The organism is Lichenihabitans sp. PAMC28606, assembly GCF_020616535.1.
Classification (GTDB): domain Bacteria; phylum Pseudomonadota; class Alphaproteobacteria; order Rhizobiales; family Beijerinckiaceae; genus Lichenihabitans; species Lichenihabitans psoromatis.
Genome location: NZ_CP085136.1, coordinates 1,481,253 through 1,505,767, shown reverse-complemented (window position 1 = coordinate 1,505,767; position 24,515 = coordinate 1,481,253). Strand labels below are relative to the sequence as shown.

Sequence of the window (24,515 nt, the reverse complement as noted above, 5' to 3'; positions counted from 1 at the left end):
CGCGTCAGTTCAACCCGACCGACCGTTCAAGCTCCAGAGCGACATGCGCGGTGCCGATATCGGACGGCGTGATCGGCGACACGTCGAGGTCTGCGAGCGGTGTCAGCTTATAGGGTGAGACGATGCCCGGACGGAGCGGGTAATCGGCCGCTGCGGCCGCCACGGCGGTCTGGCCGTCGGCGCTGGCCAAAAACGCCAGAAACTTTTGGGCCACATCGGGGTGTGGGGCCGATTTCAGGATGGCGGCCGCCGAAACGGTGACCAGCGAGCCGGGGTCCTTGTGGCCGACATAATGGACACGCGCGTTCATCTTGTCGGCCCCGCGCTCCTCGGCGACCGCGAACCAGTAATTGTCGCCCACGATCGCGGTTTCGACCTCGCCGCGATCGACCGCCACGACGATTGCGGTGTTGCTCGGGTAAGCCTTCGCGCCGGTCTTGAGAGCGGTGAGCCACGCCTTCGCGGTCGCCTCACCCTTCGCCTGGATCACAGCCGTGACTTCTTCGAGAAACGCGGCGCTCTTCGGGTTGAACGCCACCTTGCCGCTCCACTCCGGCTTGGCGAAGTCGAGCACGCTCTCGGGGAGCTTATCCTCCGAGATCATGGTCTTGTTATACAGCATGGCTTGATTGCGAGCCGTCACGCCCAGCCACATCTTGCCAGCGTCGTTGAAGCGGGCCGGGATTTCGGCAAGCGTCTCGGCCGGCACTTCGGCCAGCAGGTTCTTGTCCTTCAAGATCGCGAGCGGGGACGTATATTCCGAATAGAAGACGTCGGCCGGAGAGCGCGCGCCCTCCTGAATGATCTGATTGGCGAAGGCCGGGCTACCGCCCTTCCGCATCTCGACCTTGATTCCGGTTTTCTTCTCGAACGCGGCGGCCGCAGCTTCGACCGGACCCTCGTCTTGCCCGTTATAGATCGTCAGCGTCTGGCTGTCGGCCGCGCGAGCCGCGGGAGCAAAAACCAAGGATGCGGCGCAGGCCAGCAGGGCGAGCCGGAGAGAATGTCGGACGGTCATGGTGTTTCCCTGAACGGAGCCCTGAAGCCTACGATCCGCACGTCACGCATAACCCTGCGTGAGGGGCCGAGACTGCCGAGCCAGTTCGGGTGAAATAGGACGGTCCGTCCCCGCTGGCAAATTCTTTTTACTTCTTAGATTCGTTGTAAACTACAGTTTTGAATGACTTCAAACTGCAAAGCGAGAGTAACGTCGATCTTGGTTCAAGTTAATCCAGCCTTGCAGGCCAATATGCGGATCAGAAAACGAGCAGGTGATCGTCGCGACCCCCACGTGGTGCGCCCAAGAGTTCACGGGGCGCTCAGTGGTTTGACGAATTTCAACAGAAAGCGGTCGCTTTCCCCGATCGCGGCATATTTGGCATGATCCTGATCCTTGAGCCTGTAGGTGGGGGGCAGCGTCCAGACACCCGCCGGGTAATCTTTCGTGTCTTTCGGGTTAGCGTTGGCTTCCGACGACGCTGCCAGCCGAAAGCCCGCTTTTTCGGCCAGCGCGATCGCATAATCCTGCCGCACATAGCCGGATTTGGCCTGCGGATCCTGCGGCTGATCGGGATTGGCGCGATGCTCTTCGACGCCGAGAACACCACCCGGCTTCAAAACGCGATAAAAACTGTCGAAAGCCGCATCGACCGTGCCATTGGCCATCCAATTATGGATGTTGCGGAACGTGAGGACCATGTCGGCCGAACCGTCCGGCCCGAGAGGGCGCGATCCCGGCACGAACTCGGCCGCCTCGATCTTGGCATAGTCGGTCGGGTCGGCCGCGACCTTCGCCGTAAAGGCGGCGTTTTCGCGCTTCGCCTCGTCGGATGTTGCATCCTTGGCCGGGTTGGCGGCGATGTAACGCCCATGATCCTTGAGGTAAGGCGCGAGGATCTCGGTCCAATAGCCGACCCCACCCGGGAGAATTTCGATAACGGTGCTGGTCGGCTGCACGCCAAAGAAGGTCAAGTCGTCCAGCGGATGGCGATAGGGGTCGCGGGCGACATTCGCGGGCGAGCGCTGTGGTCCGGCGATGACAGATGGCAGAGAAGGGGGCGCGGCTTGCGCCGAGGCGACGGTCACCCCGAAGCCTTGCGTCGCAACAGCTCCGAGGAGCGCGACGGCGACTGCGGCGAGCCCGGAAACGGCCGAGCGTGAAATGAAGTTGGTGGTCGCGGCTACCATGATGGGCTCCTTTCGCCCATCATGGAAAAGTCTACCGTCGCTGTCGACCAGAGTTGGTGGGCCTGACGACGCATGCGCCGAGACTGTCATCGATCAGGAAACAAGCGCGGGCATCCCGTTACGAACGCGGCCGCGCGTTGATCTCGTTAGGCACGCATCCGCGCGCCTGTCGGATCGAAAGCCGCGCCGTCGAGCCGGGTGGCGGGACGGCGATCGCCGATGATCTCGATCTCGAAACCCTCCGTCGCGCTTGCGAGGCGAGCCGGAACATAGCCGAGCGCCAGCGACGTCCCGACGCTATGGCCGAAGCCGCCGGACGTGACCCAACCGACCACCTTGCCGTCGTGCCAGATCGGCTCGTCGCCAATCGCATCGGCCGTGGCGGCATCGACCGTGAAGCCGACAAGGCGCAATGGCGCGTCGCCGCTCGCGCGGGACGTGGCGACGGCGTCCCGCCCGATGAAGTCGTTCTTCTTCATCGACACGAACCGTCCCATCCCGGCTTCGTCCGGCCCATAGATCGGGCGGAACTCCCGCGCCCAGGTGCCGAAGCCCTTTTCGAGCCGCATTGAGTGCAGCGCGCGTCCGCCGAAGGGCTTGAGGCCGAAGGGCTCGCCGGCTTCGACCAACAGGTCGTAGAGCGCGCGCTGGTAATCGGACGTCACCCAGATCTCGTAGCCGAGATCCCCCGTGAAGCTGACGCGGCCGACCAGAGCCGGAATCATGCCGACATCCATTTTGCGGAAGGTCATGAACGGGAAAGCGGCGGTCGAGAGATCATCGTGCACGAGGGTCTGCAACAAGGCGCGAGATTGCGGTCCGGCGATCGAAAGGCCGGTATATTCCATGGCGCAAGGTCGCAGCGTGATGCCAGTCTCCGGCAAGTGCTGCTCGAACCAGCGCATGTAGTAGCTTTCGGCCGCGTAGGTGCCGACCACGAAGAACTTGTCGGCGGCATAGCGTCCGACGGTGAAATCGCCGATCAGCTTGCCGCGCTCGTTCAGCATGGGGGTCAGCACCATGCGACCGATCGCCGGGAGCGTGTTGGCCATGACGCGGCTGAGAAATGCGCCGGCATTGGGTCCGCTGACCTCGAACTTGCCGTAGTTCGAGGTTTCCAGCAGGCCGACGCCCTCACGCACGGCCTTGCACTCGGCCGCCACATGAGCATGCGACTCGGAGCGATGGAACGTGAACGTCTCGACCGCTTCGGCTTGGGTCGGCGCGAACCAGAGCGGATGTTCCAGCCCGCAATATTCGCCGAAGACCGCGTTTGCGTCGTGGAGCCGATCGTAAATCGGTGTCGTGCGAAGCGGACGGGCGGCCGGAAGCTCCTCGTTCGGGAAACGGATGCGGAAGCGCCGCGAATAATTCTCGCGCACCTTCGCGTTGGTATAAGCCATCGTGGCCCAGTCGCCGTAGCGCGACACATCCATGCCCCAGATGTCGTAGCCGGGGTCGCCGTCGACCATCCAGTTGGCCAAAGCCAAGCCCACGCCACCGCCCTGGCTGAAGCCGGCCATGCAGGCGCAGGCCACCCAGAAGTTCTTCAGGCCTTTGACCGGGCCGACGAGCGGATTGCCGTCGGGCGCGAAGGTGAACGGCCCGTTGATGATGCGGCGGATGCCGACACGGCCGATGGCCGGAAAATGTTCGAACCCGACCTCAAGTTCGGGAGCGATACGGTCAAGGTCATTCGGCAGGAGGTTCTGGCCGAAGTCCCACGGCGTTTCACGTTCGGACCAGGGCACACCGGCCTTTTCATAGGTGCCGAGCAGCATGCCGCCCCGCTCCTGACGGACGTAGATTTCGCCCTCGAAGTCGATGCAGTGCAATTGCTCTTTCTGGCCGACGAGTTCGGGCATGTCGTCGGTGATCAGATAATGATGCTCCATCGCCAGCAGGGGCAATTCCAGCCCCACCATGCGGCCGACCTCGCGCGCCCAGAGGCCGCCCGCATTGACGACATGTTCGGCGTGGATGTTGCCTTGCTCGGTGATGACGTCCCAGGTCCCGTCCGGTCGCGGCTGCAGATCCGTCACGCGGGTCTGCCGCTCGATGGTGGCGCCACCAATCTGTGCTGATTTTGCGTAAGCCGTGGTCACGCCGGTCGGGTCGCAATGCCCTTCCATGGGGTCGTACATTCCGCCGACGAAGTGGCTTTTGTCCATCAGCGGAAACAGCTTTTCGGCCTCGTCGACCGACAGCATTTCGAGATCCATGCCGAGGTAGCGGCCGCGCGCTTGGGCGAGCTTCAGCCAATCGAGCCGCGACTGCGTGCCGGCCAACATGATGCCGCCGGTGAGATGCACCCCGCAGGACTGGCCCGAGATGGCTTCGATCTCCTTGTAGAGTTCGATCGTATATTGCTGCAGCTTGGCGACGTTCGGATCGCCGTTGACCGTGTGCATCCCGCCGGCCGCGTGCCATGTGGAGCCCGACGTGAGCTCCGCCCGCTCGAGCAGGACGACGTCGCGCCAGCCCGCTTTGGTGAGGTGGTAGAGCACGCTGGCACCGACGACCCCGCCCCCGATCACGACGACTTTGGCGTGGGTTTTCATGCGAACATTTCCTGGCTGTGAAAAGCTTTGCGGGCCGGTGGCGGTCGCTCGATGGTCCGAGGTCTCGAGCCTTTAAATCTAGCGTGAAAACCACGGCGAAACGCCACTGATTTTTGGATCGCACCATCAAGAAAGAAAGGCTGCCGGTTGTGTTCGGGTCTTTAGATAAATTTTACGGCAACGGGCGCTCTCTTAAGTCGTCTTTCGTCGAACGATCCCCGTCAACGTCAGACGTGTGTTTCAATCCGAAGATCGGTCGCACTCCTGGTCTCGTTTGAGCGAACCAGTCACGCCGGGGCATTCGATGCTGAAACGCTTGACCGGGTGGGAGTGGAGTTTTGCCGTCACCACGGCTCTGATGGCGCTGGTGGCTATCTACACCAGCGTGCTCACCTCGGAGCGGCAGCAATCGCTGATCGATTCGGCGCGGTACAACACGGTTTTCGACGTCACCCAGACAGCGTCCGAGTTTCTGCAGTTCGAAGCGGCGGTCGGCCGATTCGCGTTGACGCCCAGCGATGCCGCGAAGGACGCCGTTCAGTTGAGGCTGGCCATCGTTCAGAATCGCTTGTCGATCCTCAAGCAAGGGGGCGTCCCTCTTCTCGCCGCGCGACGCGCCGACCTTCGATCGCCGATCGAGAGCCTGGCGTCTGCGATTGCTTTGACGGTCCCGCTGGTCGATGCGTTGGACGAGCAAAATGCGACCCGTGTGCTGGACCTCCTGTCGCCGCTGAACCAACCAATCGTTGGCCTGATCGGGACCGCCAACCAAATTTCGGTCGAAAGCGTCGATCGTCGTCGCCTGGATCTAGCCCGGGTCTACTGGGCCGGTTTGGTGCTGATCATCATCCTGATCTGTTGCGGCATCATGCTGATCGTGCTGCTGGTGCGGCGTAATCGCAATGTCCATCATCTGGCCCATACCGATCATCTGACCGGATTACCGAACCGACTGATGTTCGGCGAGATCCTCTCCGAGATGACGTCGCAATCCGAGGGCGTGGCACGTTCCGTTCTGATGTTGCTCGATATCGATCTCTTCAAGGACATCAACGACGCGCTTGGACACGCGGGCGGCGATGCCCTCCTGCAGGTCTTGGCACGGCGGCTGACCGCAATCCTGCCCGAAGCCGTCTTGGTGGCGCGTCTCGGTGGTGACGAATTTGCGATTTTGCTGCGGATCGACAATCCGAGCGTCGACTCTGCGCCGATCGCGGAACGCGTCCGCGAAGTCTGCACGCAGCCTTTCGCCTATGACGGCAAACTGATCCCGATCAGCCTCAGCATCGGGATCGTAGCCGCCACCATCGACCAGCATGACCCCGAGATGCTGATGAAATATGCCGACCTTGCGCTTTACGCCGCCAAGGCGTCCGGTCGCGCCACATACCGCTTGTTCGATCCTTGCTTCGAACGCGACCTGCTGACCCGTAAAGCTCTCGAGGTCGATCTTCGGCTTGCGTTGAAGCTCAACCAATTCGATCTTCACTTCCAGCCGATCATCGATCTCGCCACGCAGCAAATCGTGAATTGCGAAGCGTTGCTGCGCTGGTCCCACCCGGTGCTCGGCGCCGTTCCCCCCTCGCAATTCATTCCCATCGCCGAGGAGATCGGACTCATCACGGATCTCGGTCGCTGGGTCCTCGCGCGGGCTTGCCTCGCAGCGCGGACGTGGCCCGCGACCGTCAAAGTGTCGATCAATCTGTCCCCAAGGCAGTTCGACGGCATCGATCTCGTCGCCCATGTCGGGAGCGCGCTCGCGGCATCGGAACTGCCCGCAAGCCGGGTCGAACTGGAGATCACCGAGTCGATTTTGTTACGCGACAACGAGCATGTGTTGCGGATTCTGGCGGAACTCAAGAATCTTGGGCTTCGGATCGCTCTTGACGATTTCGGCACGGGATATTCCTCGCTCGGCTACCTTCAGCGCTTCCCGATCGACAAGATCAAGATCGATCAGTCCTTCGTGCGTGATCTCACGACCAACCCGGAAGCCTGCCTGATCGTCGAGTCGATCGGCGCATTGGCCAACAAGCTCGGTCTGACCACCACGGCGGAGGGGATCGAAACTGAAGCCCATGCGGTGCTGATCCGCGCCATGGGCTATGTCGAGGGGCAGGGCTACTACTTCGATCGGCCCCTGGATGGTGAGACCTGTCACGCTCGGCTCTGGGCACAAGCGAACGCCATCCATGCGATCGGCGCGCCGGTCCTGTGAGACGAGTTGGTCAGGCCGGCGGAGAGGCTGCGTTTTCGAGAGCCGAGAAGCGGCGGATCAGCCAGGATCTAAACAGCGCCACAGCTTCGTTGTCGAGGTCCTCGGGCGATGTGGTGAGGTAATATCCATAGCCATTCGCGAGCCGGAGATCGAAGGGCTGCACGAGCCGGCCCGCCGCGATCTCGTCACGGAACAACAAGGGATCGACGAGCGCGAGACCGTCGCCCGAGAGAGCATATTGGGCCGCGAGTTGCGCCGTATCGAACACGAGGCCGCGTCCGACCGGCAGATCCGGCCGACCGATCGAGCGGGTGAACAACTCCCACATGTGATGACGCGGTCGGTCGTCGAGCTTCACGTGGAGCAGATCGCCACCGGCCACGAAGTTGGCGATGTCAGGCGTTCCGGATGGCAGCATGGCGGGGCTGCAAAGGATCGTCAGGCGCTCCATCCACAATAAATCGAGGATGTTGTCGGTGACGCGCGGTTCCGAATAGACGATCGCGAGATCGACTTCGCCCTCCGCTTCGCCGGCCGGCTTCGACACGATCTCGAGCGCGAGTTCGGGTCGCTCGGCGCGGAAATCCCGCAAGATCGGGATAGCCAATTGATGCGCGAAGGTCGGTGGCAACGAGACACGCAACCCACGCTTCGGCGTGCCGCGTTCGGCCACAATCTCGCCGAGCGCCTGATCGATGCGGTCGAAGCTTTTGGTGACGACCGGGAGCAGATGACGCCCGGCGTCGGTCAGAGCGAGTTGCTGCGGCCGCCGCTCGAAAAGCGCCGTCCCGAGAAACTTCTCGAGCACAATCACGTGCCGGCTGACCGCGCTCTGCGCCACGGTCAGACTATTGGCCGCCGAGGTGAAGCTGAGATGCTGGCCTGCCGCCTCAAACGCGCGTAGCGCGTTCAACGGCAGCCATTGCCGATCCATGTTGCGCTTGCTGCCAGGACGCGCCTTCACGCCGTCAACCGATCCGAGTCTTAGCGAGAAGATCCTCTGCCGGCTCATACCCCATACCGGGCCGCTCCGAGAGCTGCACGGTGCCATCGCTGTTAGCGCGTAGCGGCTCAGCCATCATGAAGTCGCGACGCTCGAGGCTCCATTCGGGCGGATCATAGGGAAATTCGAGCCAGGGCGCGTCGGTAACACCAGCCGTCAGATGCGCGTTGGCGACCACGCCCATGCCATTCGTCCACGTATGCGGCGTGAACGTCAGATTATGCTCTTGCGCCATATAGGCGATGCGGCGCAGCCCGGTGATGCCGCCGACCAGCGCCGCGTCGGGTTGCAAGACATCGAGCGCGCCATCGGTGATGAGATCGCGGAATTCGTAGAGTTCGCGCGTCATCTCGCCGCCGGCGATGCGGATATCGACCGTATCGCGCAGGCGGCGCATCCCCTCGCGATCGCCGCGATGCAGCGGCTCCTCCATCCAGTAAACGCCGAGCCGTTCGAGTTCGCGCGCCACCGGAACCGCATCTTTGAGGGTCCAGGACGGATAAGCGTCCCAGGACATGCGCCAACCCTGGTTGCAATCCACCATCAGGTCGAGCTTGTCACCGACGCGGGCCCGAACGGCCTCGAGAGCCTTGACGTCCTTGCGCCAGTCACCGCGGTGAAACCTGATTTTCAAGGCCGGGAAGCCCTGGCCGAGATAGCTTTCAGCCGCATCGGCGAGCGCCTCGGGCGATCGAAGGGTGCCGGAGGACGCATAGAGCCGGACGCTGCCGGATAGGCCGCCGAGCAAGCGCCATACGGGTTGGCCTGTGATCTTGCCGGCCAGATCCCACAAAGCGAGATCGAGCGGCCAGGGGCGCCCCCAGTGAAACTGGATGTTGTTCAGAACCCGCCAATGGCGCTCGATCGCGAGCGCGTCCTGGCCGACAAACAGATGCTCGTGTCCCGCGAAGCCCAGCATCGCGTCGCCCGAGGCGATGCCGGTCAATCCCGCGTCGGTGTGGACCCTGACGATGGTGGCGTCGAAGGCCGTCCGAGGTTGCGTGTCCCAGCTCGCATTGAACGGCGGATCGAGCGGCAACCGATGGTGACTGATCTCGATGGCCGTGATCTTGACCGCATCGGCAAGAGAGTCGTCAGGGGACATGAGCCTCACGCAACAAATGGGACGGTCGGGACGGATCGCATGAATAACGCTTAGCTATAGGCGGTCCAAACCGTCTTGAAGTCCATGTATTTTTCGACCGCATGGACGGAGCGATCGCGGCCGAAGCCGGACTGTTTGAACCCGCCGAAGGGCGTCGCCAGCGAGGATTTGTCGAAGGCGTTGATCCACACCGTTCCGGCCTTGATGGCGGACGAGAAACGATGCGCCGCGTTCATGTTCTGCGTCCAGACGGCGGCCGCCAGACCATAAATCGAGTCGTTGGCGCCATGCAGCGCTTCGGCCTCGGTGTCGAAGGGGATGACGACCAGCACGGGACCAAAAATTTCCTCCTGCGCGATCCGCATGTCGCTGCGGGCGTCGTCGAGGATCGTCGCATCGACGTAATAGCCGCCGGTCTCGCGCCTGACCCGGGTTCCGCCGCAGGTGACGGTCGCGCCTTCGCTGCGGGCCAGATCGACGTAGCCGAGCACACGTTCCATGTGCTTTTCCTCGATCAACGCGCCCATCTGGGCCGCTGGGTCGAGCGGATCGCCAAGCCCGATCTGCTCACGCTGCACGGTTTGGATCTTCTCGACCAGGGCCTTGTGGACCGAGCGATGCACCAGCACGCGCGACCCCGCATGGCAGGTTTCGCCCTGATTATAGAAGATGCCCCAGGCAATGCCGGAAGCTGCCGCATCGAGATCGGCGTCGGCCAACACCACATGCGGGCTCTTGCCGCCGCATTCGAGCGACACCCGTTTCATGTTGCTGTCTGCGGCGTAGCGCAGCATCAGCTTGCCGACCTCGGTCGATCCGGTGAACGTCACCATGTCGACATCGGGGTGGAGCCCAAGCGGCTTGCCGGCGCTTTCGCCGAAGCCAGGAACCACGTTGAACACGCCGTCGGGAAGGCCGGCCTGCTTGGCCAAACCAGCCAGCATGATCGCACTGAGCGGCGACTGCTCGGCCGGCTTCAGCACAACCGAGTTACCAGCCACGAGAGCCGGCGCCAGCTTCCAGGCCGAGATGATGAGCGGGTAGTTCCACGGCACGATCGCTGCGACGACACCGAGCGGTTCGCGGCGTAGGATCGCGAGATCCTTCGGCCCGACGGGGGCGACCTCATCCATCATCTTGTCGGCGAGTTCGGCATAATATTGCACGCAATCGGCGCAGAACGGCACGTCGACCGCGAGCGAATTGCCGATCACCTTGCCGACGTCGAGCGTCTCCAGCAGCGCCAGCAGATCCAGGTTCTCGCGGATCAGTTCGGCAAAGCGCAGCATCACCTTTTTCTTTGCGGCAGGGGGCTGATCGCGCCAAACTCCCGCCTCGAACGACCGGCGTGCCGCTGTGACGGCGCGATCGACGTCTGCTTGGTCGCAATCCGCCACGGAGGCGATCACCCGGCCATCGATGGGCGAGCGGCGCTCGAACGTCTTGCCCGACAAGGACGCCACATAGGCGCCGTCGATGAACGCGCGACCCTCGATGCGAAGTGCGTGGGCGCGGGCCTCCCAGCCGGATTTCGAGGTGGGGCGATCGAGCATGATGGTGTCCTTTATGTCCTCGAACGCGCCCGTGCTGGCTCACGCTCCAATGCGACGCGAATGATGGGCTTAGCGGAGAGCCAGCACGGCTTGGGCGATCGCGAGCAGATCCGCCGGGGAACTCTCGCGAACCGTCGACCGGATCATCGGAGCATTCTCGGGCCGCACCATCTGGGCCGCCAGCGCTTCAGGCGTGATCCCGGTGAAGTCGTCGCTGACCGCGATCCGCAATCCCGTGCGCCGCACCAGATCCCCGTAAGCATCGATGAAGCCTTGCGCGGTGGGCTCCGCCCCCATCGCGACGGCGCAGGCGGCGAAGCGACCGTCGGGATCGTTCGAGACGACCCAGGGCAGGGAGGCCAGCATGGCAACACCGACCGCGCGACCGTGATGCATGGGACGCAGCGACGCCATCGCATGGCCGATCGCATGCGCGATGGCGGTGCCGCAATTGTCGATGGCGGTGCCGGCCAGGGCCGCAGCACGCTGAACGCCCTCGCGGGCCACGAGATTGGTCGGGTCCTTGACGGCGGTTTCGAGATGAAGCGCAACGAGGCGGATCGCTTCGTGAGCATAAAGATCGTTCCCCGCATGCGCGTTGCGGTTAGTCGCCGCCTCGACGGCATGAACGAGGGCATCGATGCCGGTCGCTGCCGTCAGTTGGGCCGGCAGGCTGACGGTGAGTTCAGGGTCGAGGATCGCGTGGTCGGCCTTGAGTTCGTCACCCCAGAACCAGAGTTTGGCGCCTTCGGGCGCCGAAAGGATTGCGGTCCGTGTCGTCTCCGACCCGGTGCCCGAGGTCGTCGGCATGCAGATGATCTTGAGGCGGCCTGCCGGAAGCGGCGCCGCGCAGAGCGCGTAGGTTTCGGCCGGCGCATCGGCGCCCGCGATGACCGCGACGGCTTTGCCAAGATCCAGCGCCGAGCCGCCGCCGAGCGCCACCATCAATTTGGCGCCGCTCGACCGCGCGACCTTGGCGGCCGCGTCAGCCTGCGCGATCGTCGGATCGCTTTTGATGTCGGAAAAGACGATGACCGGAAAACCAGCCGCCACCAGGAGACTTTCGAGTTCGGCCGTCATGCCGGTCGCGGCGAGACCCGGATCGGCGACGAGCAGCACGGGCGATCCTGGTGCCACCAAGCTCGCGGCCAGATCGCCGATCTGCTTTCGCGCTCCCGCGCCGATCGTCATCGCAGGCACTTGGGCAAGCTGGTGGACGCTCATGATCGGCTCGATTGCGGGATTTGGGGCGCACCGATAAGGCGGTCACGCCGGGGAATGTCGAGCCGCAGGATGGCCGACCGCCGAGGCGGCCCCAACAACGATTTGAAGATGCGGTAGCCTCAAAATTCGCTGCGATCAGGAGAGGCTCACCGCCGCCGAGGAATTTCGCCCGAATTGGTCAGCATGGTCATGATGAATGACGCATTGACGCTTGTTCGAGTCGCCAGCACCGTCGTGGTTCAACAGAACCGTTTCACCAGGATGCCTTCATGGCACTGCGAACCCCGAATGACGATGACGATGGGACGAGCCACCCCAGTCCCGACTTTCGGGCAGCGGTGCGACGTGCGCGCGTCGAAGAGGCGGAGCGGGCCGACGTCGTCTCCGACCTGCGTGGGGCCGAATTGGCTCGGCTGGAACTCCTGCTCGACGCGCTCGAACCCGTCCTGGCGCAACTTCCGGCGGACGTCGATCTCTTCGATGTGGGCCTGACGCACGGACTGCGGCCTCGGCTTTTCATCGATATGATCGCTTTCGTCGACATGGGGCACGACAAGCGACACTACCGCTTCGTGCAGGATACCCGGCACGGGCGCATCATTCTGGCGACCAGTGAGGGTGTCGACGCCACTGTCGAGGCCATTATGGATTATATGGCGAGGCGGCTCGTCGATCGAGAAAAAGCACTCGCGTCGGCCGCGATGCCGGTCCGGTCGAACGAAGGCCCGATGCCCCATAACGAGGGCATTTCGCCCCAAATGGACGTCACGCCCCCATTGCCTGCCGAACCGTCCGGCCCCCCGCCGCGACAGAGGCGGCCGCGCCGGCGATTGTTATCCTGGCTGGTTGGGGTCGTGATCGACTATCTCGGTCTGATCGCGCTTTGCGTGATCGTGTGGTTCGTGATCCGCGCCATCGGCCAGCATTGGCAAGATTGGATGCCGCCGCCGCGATGATGCCGCCGCGAAACCGGCTCAGCCCTTGTCGGACTGATTGCTCGGACGGCCAAGCAGCTTCGCCATTTCTTCCTCAAGCGACTCGAGGGTGTCCAGCGTGGTCGGTAGGGGAGCCTGCCGGGGTTGCTCCATCGCGACAGGCGGGACGGCGACCGGACCCGACGGTGCGGGGGGAAGAACGGCCGGAGCGGGAGCCGGCTGCGGTGTCGGTGGGGCCACCTGCACGGGTTCGGGTGCTTGCGGCGCGCGCGGCACTGGCGGTGGGTTCGGCTGAGTCGCGGGGGCGTTCGGCATGTCGGCGGCATCGACCGGCCCGACGGGGGTGGCCGGCGGCGGCGGGTCGCGCCGCAACGAAGCAGCCGACGTCCCGCGCGACAGCGGTGTCGTCGAGGCAGGACGAGGGCCGGTTGAGAGCGGCCGCGGCGCGGCACCGGGCGTTGGACGAAACGCCGCGAAAGCGGGGCGAGTCGCCGGAGCGGCTGGCGGCGTGGCCGTGCCGGACGGCTCGCCGGACGTCGGCGTGGGAGCCGAGTCGATCGGAGCCGACGCGCTGGGCGGGGCAGCGATCGGCGCCGATGAGGCGGGGCGGGGCGGGAAAGCGGGCGTTCGGACCGGCTGTGCGGCCGATCGGCTGACGGCCTGCTGCAGGATCTCGCTCGGGCTGGGAGGAACCGACTTCGGGCCGGTCGCACTGTCAGGTCGGCTCTGCTGGCGCTCGACTTGGCCAGCGTCGATGCTCGGTGCGCGGGACGGTGCAGGCATTGGCGGTTGCGGTGGGGCCTGCTCGGGCCGCAGGTCGCGGGACGAAAGGCTTGGTTCGGAGCGGCCGGCTTGATCGACATCGGACGCGTTGGACATCTGCGCCTCAAAGCTGGGCGCTTGGCTTGGAGTTGGAATGCCCGGTGCGCCCGGCGCGGTTGCATTGAACAAAGGCGGCTGTTGCAGCCCGGTTCCCATCGGAGCGAGCGGCAACGTCGAACCCGACTCCTTCTCGCGACCACCCGGAAGCGCGACGCCGGGCTGACCTCGGACGATCGAGGTTTCGATCACGATATCGTTCGGGCCGCCGATCATCAGCAGATGCTCGACATTATCCCGTCGGACCAGAACGAGTTGCCTTTGTCGATCGAGATCGAAGGCGTCGACCACGCCGAGGCGAGGCTGGCGGGTGCGACCGCCCCCCGCCATGTGCAACCGACGGCCGAACAGAAGCCGGTAAAGAAATATCAGGATCAGGATGATAACAACGATCGCGACGAGGACGACCGCAATGGCGGCTCCTTTGTTATCCGTGAAAAACGCGCCAAAAGACTGCATAAGATCGTCTGCCTCTCGACACCAAACGCCGCTAGTGTTGAATTGTAACACAAACCGGCTTCGGCGCTCCAACAAGGTTAATCAATGGTTAACGCGGTCGCCTCGCGCTCCCGGTGCATGGTTCGGGGGCTCCCTTCGGTCGGGTTGGTTCCATGAGTGACGTTCCCGCCGCCGTGGACCGCACCGAGCGTACCGGAAGCCCGGTCCTCGTCGTCATCTTGGCTCTGTTCCTTGTGGCCGCCGCAGCGTCCTATTCGATTCTCCCCCAGGATCAGGCCGGTCGTCTCACGCTGGGCCTCCTGGCCTTGTTGGCTCTCATCGGCCTCATGGCGCTGTTTTTCTACGCGGTCGGCTTCCTGCAAGTCGCCGGACATGCGGCTCCCAATGACATTACCAAGCTGATCGCGGATACCAATGCCGAAGGTTTGCTGGTGACCGAGGGCGAAAACCGGATCGTCTACGCCAACGAGACCTACATGCTTCTGTCGGGTGCGAGCGACGCCGCCGACCTCCGCACCGTTGCGCGCTTGTTCTCCGGCCCGCCGGAAGTCTCCGAGGCCGTCTATCGTTTGGCGCAAGCGGCGCGTGACGGCAAGCGCCTCACCGAGGAAATGCGGCTCTCTCCGGCCCTGACCGGCGAGGGCGCGGTCGGCTGGTATCGGGTGCGGGTGCGCCCGATCACGCGGCCGGGCAACAAGCCGGGCGTGCTGTGGACCGTGGCCGACGTGACGCGAGAGCGCGAACGGCACGAAAACGTCTTCCAGGAACTGCAACACGCGATCGACTATCTCGATCACGCGCCGGCCGGTTTCTTCTCGGCGGATCCAGATGGTCGCATCTCCTACATGAACGCGACGCTGGCGACCTGGCTCGACTATGATCTCGCCCAGGTTGGATCGGGCGGTCTCTGCGTATCCGACATCGTCGCGGGCGATGGGGCGGCCATGTTGACCATGGTGGCCGGCGGACCCGGCGACGTCAAAACCGAGCAATTCGATTTCGATCTGAAAAGCCGAAGCGGACGCAGCTTGCCGGTTCGCATCCTGCACCGGATCGCCTTCGCCGAGGATGGCGCGGCCGGCCCGTCTCGAACGCTGGTGATCAATCGCGCGCCGGGCGAGGAACCGGCCGAGGATTTGCGGGCCGCCGAGGTGCGGTTTGCGCGTTTCTTCAACTCGACCCCGATGGCGATCGCCTCGCTCGACGCGCGGGGCACCATCACGCGATCCAACGCTGCCTTTGCCCGCCTCTTCGGCGACGCGCTGCGCTCCGGCAAGGGCGATTACACGGCATCGCTCTACGCCGCCATCGGCGAAACCGATCGGCCGTCGCTACAATCCGCCGTCGCTCTCGCGGCTGTCGGGACGGGTGAAATTGCACCGGTCGATGCCAGTCTGACCGGCCCGGGCGAGCGCTCCGTGCGGTTGTTCCTGTCGGCCGGCGAGAGCCAAGGCCATGATCCAGCGCAGGATGGCGGGTTGGCCGGGGGAACCGCCAACGTTTTCGCGCTCGAGACGACCGAGCAGCGAACCCTGCAGGAAAGCTTCGTCCAAGCCCAGAAGATGCAGGCGATCGGCCAACTTGCCGGCGGCGTCGCGCATGATTTCAACAATGTGTTGACCGCGATCCTCGGCTATTCCGATCTTCTCCTGGCGAACCATCGTCCGACTGATCCGTCCTTCCAGGACATCATGCAGATCAAGCAGAACGCCAATCGCGCTGCCGGACTCGTGCGGCAATTGCTGGCCTTTTCGCGTCGCCAGACCCTGCGGCCCGAGGTTCTGCAACTCGGCGACGTGCTGGCCGAATTGCAAAACCTGATGCGCCGCCTCGTCGGCGAAAAGATCGAGATCGACGTCAAACACGGCCGCGACCTGTGGCTGGTGAAGGCCGATCTCAACCAATTCGAGCAGGTCGTGATCAATCTCGTGGTGAACGCGCGCGACGCGATGCCGGGTGGCGGCAAGATCCTGGTCCGCACCCGCAACGTGCCGATCGAGGAATGCGCCGCCTTCAATGAGAAGTCTCTCTCGCCGGCGCCTTACGTGCTGGTTGAGATCAGCGACAACGGCACCGGCATTCCGCCCGAGGTGCTGCCCAAGATTTTCGAGCCGTTCTTCACCACCAAGGAGGTCGGTAAGGGAACCGGCCTCGGGCTGTCGATGGTCTATGGAATCATCAAGCAGACCGGCGGCTACGTGTTCTGCGACAGCATCGTCGGCGAGGGCACCACCTTCCGGATCCTGCTGCCCCAACACAAAGCCGACCCTGTCGACGACACGGTGAAGAAGGAGGTCGTGAAAGCGACCGCAACCGATATGACCGGCCGCGGCACCATTCTGCTGGTGGAGGACGAAGAAGCCGTCCGCGCCTTCGGAGCACGGGCGCTTACGTCGCGGGGCTATACGGTGATCGAGGCCGGTTCGGGCGCGGAAGCCTTGCAGGTCGTCGAGGAAACCAGCACGCCCATCGATCTTATCGTCTCCGACGTGGTGATGCCGGAAATGGATGGACCGACCATGTTCGGCGAACTCCGCAAGCGCGGCGTCACCGCCAAGGTCATCTTCGTGTCCGGCTATGCGGAAGAGGCGTTCGCCAAGAACCTTCCCGAAGGCGAGGCGTTCGGCTTCCTGCCGAAGCCGTTCTCGCTCAAGCAACTTGTCGAGGCCGTCAAGACCACCATGTCGACCTGACGGCCTCGATCCTCACAACTTGTTGAGGAAGCCCGCAAAAGCCATGAGCCCCTCTGGCCAGGGACCGTGCCCGGATTCGGAGTTGATATGCCCGGCCTCGCCAGCATCGATCATCTTCGAGCCCCAGTCGAGCGCGAGATTCTCGCTCGACGCCAAGGACGCATAAGGATCGTTGCGGCTCGCGACCAGAACCGAGGGGCAGGGCAGCGGCGCGCTTGGAAACAGAGCGAAAGCTGGATCGACCTGGGGGAGGGCGAGCAGCCGCTCCTCCTCGGGAGGCGCCACCAGAAAGGCGCCTGCGACATTCTGCACGTCGCGGCTGGTCAGCGCATCGACTGTGGCGATCACCCCGAGGCTGTGGGCGATGATGATGACCGGTCGGTCGCTGGCCACAATCGCGGCATGGACCGCCTCGGCCCAAAGAAATCGCTCCGGCGCGTCCCACGATGCCTGATCGACCCGACGCGCGGTCGGCAGTTTGGTTTGCCAGCGCGTCTGCCAATGATCCGGACCGGAGTTGCCCAATCCCGGGACCATCAGAATACTGGCATCACGGCTTCGCATTGATCTTGGCCCTCGAAAAGCAGACATGCCAAAGCCAGCGGGCGAGGCATGGTGGAGCGTAGGTGGAAGAAGCAACCTATTTCGGTGACGGCCCGTTGATGCCTCAAAAAGGAGACGGGTCATGCGGATGGTGCCTTTATTGGTCGTAGCGTCGCTGATGTCACTTTGCCCTTATCAGATGGTAGCTGAAGCCCAGACCACCAGTCCGTCGACGCCGTCGCAATCGTCAAGTGGCGGGAACACCGTTCAGTCTGCCCCGTCCGGCGGAACCGTGTCGCCACAGAAGAAGCGGATGGGCGCCGGAAAGCCATCCGTCGGTGGGACGACCCAATCCGATATGCGGGAAGAAAAAAAGAACGATAAGAAGATGACCATCTGCAAAGGGTGTTGAGCCGTCGGTCGATCGTCGTTCATTCCCGGTCAGCCTCCAGAGTCCGCTTGCTCGTTCGCGGCGTATCGACCCGACGTCCGCTCACCAGACGGACGACGGCGCCACGGAGTGTCCGCACGTCCTGCTCCGTCATGGCCAGCCGATGCAGGATATTCCGCAGGTTGCGGCGCATGACCGGTTGCTTGTCATCGGGGCGGAAGTAACCTGCCTCGGTTAACTCGGTTTCGAGATAGTTGAAGAAAGCGATGACCTGATCGCGCGGCGCACGCGGAGAACGCTCGATACCGGGTGCGGGTGCCGGTCGATCTTGCGCTTTCCGCCACTCGTAACCCATCAGCAAAACTGCCTGAGCGAGATTCAACGAGCCATAGGTGGGGCTGACCGGGAAGGTCACGATGACGTCGGCCAGGGCGACCTCGTCGTTGTTCAGGCCCGTGCGCTCCGGGCCGAACAGAATGCCGTGACGCTCTTGCCGATGCAGGTGCCCGTCGGCAACTTCCGCCATCGCGACGTCGGGCTCGACAAGACGCTTGCCTTGGCCGCGCTCCCGCGCCGTCGTGGCCCACAGACAATTGAGATCCGCGACTGCGTCCTGGACCGTGTCGTAGAGTTTGGCTTGATCGAGCAACGGCGTCGCTCCGGCCGCCGCAGCTTCGGCCACGGCGCGGTATTCCTCGGCCGGGGGCCACCCGGCGCGCGGCGCCACCAGCCGCAGATCCGACAGGCCGAAATTGGCCATGGCGCGCGCGGCCGTGCCGATATTCACGGCCAATTGCGGGCGCACCAGAATGATGGCGGGGCCGCCCTCCACCATGGGTTTGGTTCGATCCGTTCCGGCCCCGACCATTCTTCTGCCTTTCAGCAATCCACGACGACGTCGCGGCTGCATGCTTGGTCGCGTCCGCGGCCGATGTTATAGCGAAACGCTGTTTCGAGGGCACGTCCGCTGACGCGAGATCTGCACGAGGATCATCCACGCCGGATACGGCTGCTGCATCGGGATGGAAAGTCCGCCCGACCCGGCCGCAACGGCATCAAGGCCAACCGTCATATAAGGCGCGTCGCATGAATAAGATCAAGGTTGCAAACCCGCTCGTCGAACTCGACGGCGACGAGATGACCCGTATCATCTGGCACACCATTCGCGACAAGCTGATCCATCCCTATCTCGATATCGACCTCGATTATTACGATCTTTCGGTCCAGCACCGCGACGAAACCTCCGACAAGGTGACGGTCGATGCGGCCGAGGCCATCAAGCGGCACGGCGCCGGCGTGAAATGCGCCACCATCACGCCGGACGAGGCGCGCGTCGCGGAATTCAAGCTGAAAGAGATGTGGCGATCGCCGAACGGCACCATCCGCAACATCCTCGGCGGTGTAATCTTCCGCGAGCCGATCATCGCCAGGAACGTGCCGCGACTGGTGCCGGGCTGGACCCAGCCGATCGTGATCGGGCGCCATGCCTACGGCGACCAATATCGCGCCACGGACTTCATCGTGCCAGGCAAGGGGCGCCTGACGATCCGTTTCGAGGGCGACGATGGCCAGGTCATCGAGAAGGAAGTTTTCAAGTTCCCCGGCGCCGGCGTCTCGCTGTCGATGTATAACCTGGACGACTCGATCCGCGACTTCGCCCGCGCCTCGCTCAATTACGGGCTCATGCGGAAATATCCGGTCTATCTGTCGACCAAGAATACGATTCTCAAGGTCTACGACGGGCGCTTCAAAGACATCTTCCAGGAGGTCTATGATGCTGAGTTCAAGTCGAAATTCGCGACACTCGGGATCACCTACGAGCACCGCCTGATCGACGACATGGTCGCCTCGGCGATGAAATGGTCGGGTGGCTATGTTTGGGCCTGCAAGAACTACGATGGCGATGTGCAGTCCGACACGGTGGCGCAAGGCTTTGGATCGCTCGGGTTGATGACCTCGGTTCTGATGACGCCCGATGGCAAGACCGTGGAGGCGGAAGCCGCCCACGGGACCGTGACCCGCCACTATCGCGAGCATCAAAAAGGCCGGGAGACCTCGACCAATTCGATCGCCTCGATCTTCGCCTGGACCCGCGGTTTGGAGCATCGGGCCAAGCTCGATGGCAATGCCGAGCTCTCTCGTTTCGCGACGACGCTCGAAAAGGTCTGCATCGACACAGTCGAGGCCGGCTTCATGACCAAGGATCTGGCATTGCTGGTCGGTCCCGACCAAAAATGGCTTTCGACAAGCGGCTTCCTGGACAAGATCGACAGCAACCTGAAAGCCGCTATGGCGGCTTAACCTGTCGGGCTGGTCAATCCGATAAAAAGCCCGGCTCGCGAGAGCCGGGCTTTGTTTTTAAACCGATACGCGTGCGGTCATACGCCTCGTCGCATGAAGCCGAAGATCAGCGAGATCACCAGCAGAACAATCGCGACCCAGAACAACAAACGCGCACCTTCCATGGCGGTGCCGGCCAAGCCGCCAAAGCCGAAGATGCCAGCCACAAGTGCGACGACCAGAAAGATGATCGCCCAGTGCAATAGATTTCCAAAATTCATTTTACGGTCTCCCTCGACTCGCCCAAACCGTTCGCGCCCGCCGCGGCTTGGTTGAGGTGCTGCATCCACCGGTCGTGCCTCTCGGACACCGCCGGCTGCTGGAAAGGAATGCCAAGCTTTCGCTTCAGTTCCGACATCGTCGCACATTCGTCGCCTGCGACCGGGGTGCGGGATTCAGTCAGCGTCGTCGTTCTTGGCATTGTCGGCCTGCCGCTGTTCCGCGACCCCGCGAATCCGCTGCGCGATCGCCGGGTTGCGGTCCATCATGACGCGGAGATCGGACGCTTCCAGCACCAGCAGCCGCGTCGTCTCGGTGGCGCGGACGGTCGCTGAGCGCTTGGAGTTTTCAAGCAAGGCTCGTTCGCCGAAGAAGTGTCCCTCGCCGAGCCTCACCGGGCCATTCGGCAACTCCACTTCGACCTCACCGCTGGCGATGAGAAACATGGACCGCGCGTCCTCACCTTGACGAACGACGGCTGTTCCTTTCGACACCATCCTGGCATTCAGGAAACGGGTGATCTCACCGATTTCGCTGGCCGACAAGGTCGCGAAAAGCGGAATGCGCGCGATCATGCCCCAGGTGACGACGAACTCGCGACGATGGATCTCCTCGGCAAAGGCGGTCGCCACGATGCCGACCGGCAGAGCCAACATCATCAGCCCGAACACCATGGTGACACTGGCGACCAGCCGGCCCACCACCGTGATCGGGTAGACGTCTCCGTAACCCACGGTCGTCAGGGTGACGATCGCCCACCACATCGCGGCCGGGATCGAGCCGAGTTTGTCGGGCTGGGCGTCGTGTTCGGCGCTATACATGGCGGCGGCCGCGAGGATGACGAAGCCGAGAAGAATGATCGCCGACGCCAGAAGCGCCTTGCGTTCGGCCTCGAGCACCTTGGCGAGCGAGCGCATGCCCGGCGAATAGCGCGCAAGCTTGAAGAACCTCAGAAGTCGGAGCAGCAGGAAGATCTTCAGGTGGGCCGACACGATGAGACCGGCAATGGTCGGCAGGATCGAGATCAGGTCGATGAGTGCTGGAAGCGAGCGGGCGAAGGCCCAGCGGGCCGCCCATTCAGCAGATCCGGAATAGTTCGGCTCTTCGGGTGCGCACCAAAGGCGCAGGATATATTCGATCGAAAAGACCGCGACCGCGACATCTTCGATCCCGAGAAACCAGGCGCCATAAGCCGCAGCGAGATCCGGCACGGTTTCCAGCACGATGCTGGCAACGCTGATCAGGACGAGGCCGATCAGCCCCCGGCGTACGATCGTCGCGGGCCAATTCCGCGTGTCCGCTTCATCGAACAACGCATGCAGATCGAGCCGCGCCCGAAACCAAGCCGTGCGGGGCGCGGCAACGCTCACTCGGCGATACGATGCGCCATCGCGTCCGACACCGCCTGCAAGGCGGCCTCTGCGGCATGGCCGTCCGGACCGCCGGCCTGTGCCATGTCGGGTCGACCCCCACCGCCCTTACCGCCAAGCTTTTCGGAGGCGGCGCGAACGAGGTCGACCGCACTCAGCCGGTCCGTCAGGTCGGGTGTCACGGCGACCACGATACTGGCCTTCCCGTCGTCCGACACGCCGACGATCGCCACAACTCCCGATCCGATCGTGGTCTTGGCTTCGTCGGCCAAGCCCTTCAGATCCTTCATGTCGACGCCCGTGATGGCGCGCGCCATCAGGGTCACACCGGCAACCGACCGCATCCCACTTTTGGCGTCGCCCGAGGCTGGACCACCCATCGCAAGCCGCTTCCGAGCCTCCGCCAACTCGCGGTCGAGCTTGCGGCGATCCTCGATCAGGGCCTGGAGACGCTCGGCGGCCTGCTCGGGGCTGGCCTTTAAGAGATCGGCCAAAGCGCGGGTGCGAGCCGCTTCGCGATTCAGATGATGACGTGCGGCCGTGCCGGTGCGCGCCTCGAGCCGGCGAACGCCGGAGGCGACCGAGCTCTCACCCACAACGCTGATGAGGCCGATGTCGCCTGTGCGCGCCGCATGCGTGCCGCCGCAGAGTTCGATCGAATAGGCCAGTGTGGCGTCGCCATCGGCGGCCTCGCTTCGGCCCATCGACACGACCCGGACCTCGTCACCATATTTCTCGCCGAACAAGGCACGCGCGCCGCTCGATCGCGCATCCTCGATCCCCATCAGGCGTGTCACGACCGGTTCGTTCTGCAGCACGATCCGATTGGCGATATCCTCGACGGCGACCAGTTCGGCATCCGTGATCGGCTTCTGGTGTGAAAAGTCGAACCGCAGCCGGTCGGGATCGACGAGCGATCCCTTTTGAGCGACATGCGGACCCAGCACGAGCCGAAGCGCTTCATGCAGAAGATGGGTGGCCGAGTGGTTGGCGCGGATCGCTCTGCGGCGGGTATGGTCGACCACGAGATCGAGCGGCACGCCGATCGTCACCTCGCCCTCCTCGACCGTGACCGCATGAACGAAGAGGTCACCAAGCTTCTTGGTCGTGTCGGTCACCCGCAGGCGGAGCCCGGCTCCGAGCATCGTTCCCGTATCGCCGACCTGACCGCCGGATTCGGCATAGAAGGGGGTCTGGTTGAGAAGAAGTAAGCCACTCTCGCCGGTCGACAGGGACCGCACCTCGGTGCCGCCTCCCACGAGGCCAGTCACGATGCCTTCGGCGCGTTCGGTCGAATAGCCGAGGAATTCCGTCGCCCCGGTTCGCTCACGCAGACCGAACCAAACCGTTTCGGTGGCGGCTTCGCCCGAGCCGGTCCACGCCTTGCGGGCATCGGCCCGTTGACGCTCCATCGCGGTCGCGAAAGCCGCCTCGTCCACCGTCATGTCGCGGCCACGCAGAGCGTCTTGCGTCAGGTCCAACGGAAAACCGAACGTGTCGTAAAGCTTGAACGCGACATCTCCCGACAGGACCGCGCCTGGCGCGAGCGACTTGGTTTCCTCGTCAAGGATCGTCAAACCACGCGCCAATGTTGTCCTGAACCGGGTCTCTTCCAGTTGCAGGATTTCGGCGATCCGCGCTTCGCCTTGCACGAGCTCAGGATAGGCCTGACCCATCTCGCGAACCAGAGCCGGGACGAGCCGCCACATCAGCGGGTCGCGTGCGCCAAGCAGCTGAGCATGCCGCATGGCGCGACGCATGATGCGCCGAAGCACGTAGCCGCGGCCCTCGTTCGAGGGGTCGACGCCATCGGCGATCAGGAACGAGGTGGCGCGAAGATGGTCGGCGATGATCCGATGGCTCGCCTGCTGCGGGCCGTCCGGGTCGACACCGGTCGCAGAAGCGACGGCCATGATGAGGCTTCGCATCAGATCGGTGTCGTAGTTCGATTTGACGCCTTGAAGAATGGCGGCGATCCGCTCGAGACCCATGCCGGTGTCGATCGATGGACGCGGCAGCGCGAGACGCTCGCCCGGGCCGACCTGCTCGAATTGCATGAACACGAGGTTCCAGAATTCAAGGAAGCGGTCACCGTCCTGATCGGCGCTCCCAGGAGGGCCGCCAAACAGGCTTTCGCCCTGGTCGTAGAAAATCTCGGAACATGGTCCGCATGGGCCGGTGTCGCCCATCGCCCAGAAATTATCCGACGAGGCGATCCGGATGATGCGGTCGTCGTGGAAACCCGCGATCTTCTTCCATAGATCGAAGGCTTCGTCGTCATCGTGGTAGACCGTGACCAGCAGCTTGTCGCGATCGAGAGCGAAATGTTTGGTGATCAAGGTCCAGGCGAGCTCGATCGCCTGCGGTTTGAAATAATCGCCGAATGAGAAATTACCGAGCATTTCGAAAAATGTGTGATGCCGGGCCGTATAGCCGACATTGTCGAGATCGTTGTGCTTGCCTCCGGCGCGGACGCATTTCTGGGCCGTCGTGGCGCGACGATAGGGACGCTTTTCAATGCCGGTGAAGACATTCTTGAATTGCACCATGCCCGCATTGGTGAACATCAGCGTCGGATCGTTACGTGGCACGAGGGGGCTGGAGGGGACGACCTCGTGACCGTTCGCATGATAGAAATCGAGGAAGGTCGACCGGATGTCGTTGACGCTGCTCATGCCGTATGACTCGACGCTCTCACGAGAACAGCCTCGGCGGGGCGCCGATCTGTTCAGGACTAAAACTGCTGACGGAGGTGGCAACTGCCGCCTCGATCCACTCGGAAGGTGGGGCATGTCGGCCCGTCTCGCTGGATTTTCGATCCCGACGAGGCGGCGG

Annotated in this window: 18 protein-coding genes; 5 read left to right on the top strand and 13 right to left on the bottom strand. The window is 63.5% G+C overall.

Annotated elements, in window-relative coordinates; genetic code table 11:
- Positions 1-4: 4 nt before the first annotated feature.
- The 3 genes from LGH83_RS07180 to LGH83_RS07170 all read right to left on the bottom strand — a co-directional run bounded on the left by LGH83_RS07180 (position 5) and on the right by LGH83_RS07170 (position 4,748).
- Positions 5-1,018, bottom strand: a complete 1,014-nt coding sequence (locus LGH83_RS07180) for an extracellular solute-binding protein (RefSeq protein ID WP_227401192.1) — start codon at positions 1,016-1,018, stop codon at positions 5-7.
- Positions 1,019-1,308: 290 nt separating this feature from the next.
- The gene (locus LGH83_RS07175; protein WP_227401191.1) at positions 1,309-2,187 is read right to left on the bottom strand and encodes a class I SAM-dependent methyltransferase; all 879 of its coding nucleotides are present in this window, start codon (positions 2,185-2,187) and stop codon (positions 1,309-1,311) included.
- A gap of 146 nt (positions 2,188-2,333) precedes the next feature.
- A complete protein-coding gene (locus LGH83_RS07170) occupies positions 2,334-4,748 on the bottom strand; it encodes a GcvT family protein (protein WP_227401190.1) in 2,415 nt (804 codons plus the stop codon).
- Between the two features lie 304 nt (positions 4,749-5,052).
- Between LGH83_RS07170 and LGH83_RS07165 the strand changes: the two genes are divergently transcribed.
- Positions 5,053-6,966: a putative bifunctional diguanylate cyclase/phosphodiesterase gene (locus tag LGH83_RS07165; RefSeq protein WP_227401189.1), complete on the top strand. Its 1,914-nt coding sequence runs from the start codon at positions 5,053-5,055 to the stop codon at positions 6,964-6,966.
- A gap of 10 nt (positions 6,967-6,976) precedes the next feature.
- Here LGH83_RS07165 and LGH83_RS07160 read toward each other — a convergent pair whose 3' ends face one another.
- From LGH83_RS07160 to LGH83_RS07145, 4 genes are all read right to left on the bottom strand, one after another.
- Complete coding sequence (locus LGH83_RS07160) at positions 6,977-7,930, bottom strand: LysR substrate-binding domain-containing protein (protein ID WP_227401188.1); 954 nt, start codon at positions 7,928-7,930, stop codon at positions 6,977-6,979.
- A gap of 4 nt (positions 7,931-7,934) precedes the next feature.
- Positions 7,935-9,074, bottom strand: coding sequence for a mandelate racemase/muconate lactonizing enzyme family protein (locus LGH83_RS07155; RefSeq protein ID WP_227401187.1), 1,140 nt, complete (start codon positions 9,072-9,074; stop codon positions 7,935-7,937).
- A gap of 50 nt (positions 9,075-9,124) precedes the next feature.
- Positions 9,125-10,627 carry an aldehyde dehydrogenase gene (locus tag LGH83_RS07150; RefSeq protein WP_227401186.1) on the bottom strand — a complete coding sequence of 501 codons (1,503 nt, stop codon included), beginning with the start codon at positions 10,625-10,627 and terminating at the stop codon, positions 9,125-9,127.
- 69 nt (positions 10,628-10,696) lie between these two features.
- Positions 10,697-11,851, bottom strand: a complete 1,155-nt coding sequence (locus tag LGH83_RS07145) for an iron-containing alcohol dehydrogenase (RefSeq protein ID WP_227401185.1) — start codon at positions 11,849-11,851, stop codon at positions 10,697-10,699.
- Positions 11,852-12,120: 269 nt separating this feature from the next.
- Between LGH83_RS07145 and LGH83_RS07140 the strand changes: the two genes are divergently transcribed.
- On the top strand, positions 12,121-12,807 hold the full coding sequence (locus LGH83_RS07140) for a hypothetical protein (protein ID WP_227401184.1): 687 nt from the start codon (positions 12,121-12,123) through the stop codon (positions 12,805-12,807).
- Between the two features lie 18 nt (positions 12,808-12,825).
- Here the strand turns inward: LGH83_RS07140 and LGH83_RS07135 are convergent, their stop codons facing one another.
- A complete protein-coding gene (locus LGH83_RS07135; RefSeq protein ID WP_264479148.1) occupies positions 12,826-13,881 on the bottom strand; it encodes a hypothetical protein in 1,056 nt (351 codons plus the stop codon).
- 6 nt (positions 13,882-13,887) lie between these two features.
- Here LGH83_RS07135 and LGH83_RS07130 point away from each other — a divergent pair, with 6 nt between their 5' ends.
- On the top strand, positions 13,888-14,172 hold the full coding sequence (locus tag LGH83_RS07130) for a hypothetical protein (protein ID WP_227401953.1): 285 nt from the start codon (positions 13,888-13,890) through the stop codon (positions 14,170-14,172).
- A gap of 104 nt (positions 14,173-14,276) precedes the next feature.
- Positions 14,277-16,817 (top strand): cell cycle histidine kinase CckA, encoded by a 2,541-nt coding sequence (cckA, locus tag LGH83_RS07125; protein ID WP_227401183.1) that lies wholly within the window; start codon positions 14,277-14,279, stop codon positions 16,815-16,817.
- 12 nt (positions 16,818-16,829) lie between these two features.
- Here cckA and LGH83_RS07120 read toward each other — a convergent pair whose 3' ends face one another.
- A complete protein-coding gene (locus LGH83_RS07120) occupies positions 16,830-17,381 on the bottom strand; it encodes an RBBP9/YdeN family alpha/beta hydrolase (RefSeq protein WP_131118749.1) in 552 nt (183 codons plus the stop codon).
- A gap of 410 nt (positions 17,382-17,791) precedes the next feature.
- Complete coding sequence (locus LGH83_RS07115; RefSeq protein ID WP_227401182.1) at positions 17,792-18,619, bottom strand: RNA methyltransferase; 828 nt, start codon at positions 18,617-18,619, stop codon at positions 17,792-17,794.
- 218 nt (positions 18,620-18,837) lie between these two features.
- Between LGH83_RS07115 and LGH83_RS07110 the strand changes: the two genes are divergently transcribed.
- On the top strand, positions 18,838-20,052 hold the full coding sequence (locus LGH83_RS07110; RefSeq protein WP_227401181.1) for an NADP-dependent isocitrate dehydrogenase: 1,215 nt from the start codon (positions 18,838-18,840) through the stop codon (positions 20,050-20,052).
- Between the two features lie 77 nt (positions 20,053-20,129).
- Here LGH83_RS07110 and LGH83_RS07105 read toward each other — a convergent pair whose 3' ends face one another.
- The 3 genes from LGH83_RS07105 to alaS all read right to left on the bottom strand — a co-directional run bounded on the left by LGH83_RS07105 (position 20,130) and on the right by alaS (position 24,355).
- Positions 20,130-20,312: a DUF1328 domain-containing protein gene (locus LGH83_RS07105; RefSeq protein ID WP_131120030.1), complete on the bottom strand. Its 183-nt coding sequence runs from the start codon at positions 20,310-20,312 to the stop codon at positions 20,130-20,132.
- 174 nt (positions 20,313-20,486) lie between these two features.
- On the bottom strand, positions 20,487-21,680 hold the full coding sequence (locus tag LGH83_RS07100) for a cyclic nucleotide-gated ion channel (RefSeq protein WP_227401180.1): 1,194 nt from the start codon (positions 21,678-21,680) through the stop codon (positions 20,487-20,489).
- Positions 21,677-24,355 carry an alanine--tRNA ligase gene (gene alaS / locus LGH83_RS07095; RefSeq protein ID WP_227401179.1) on the bottom strand — a complete coding sequence of 893 codons (2,679 nt, stop codon included), beginning with the start codon at positions 24,353-24,355 and terminating at the stop codon, positions 21,677-21,679. The genes LGH83_RS07100 and alaS overlap by 4 nt, the downstream gene beginning before the upstream one ends.
- Between the last annotated feature and the right edge of the window lie 160 nt (positions 24,356-24,515).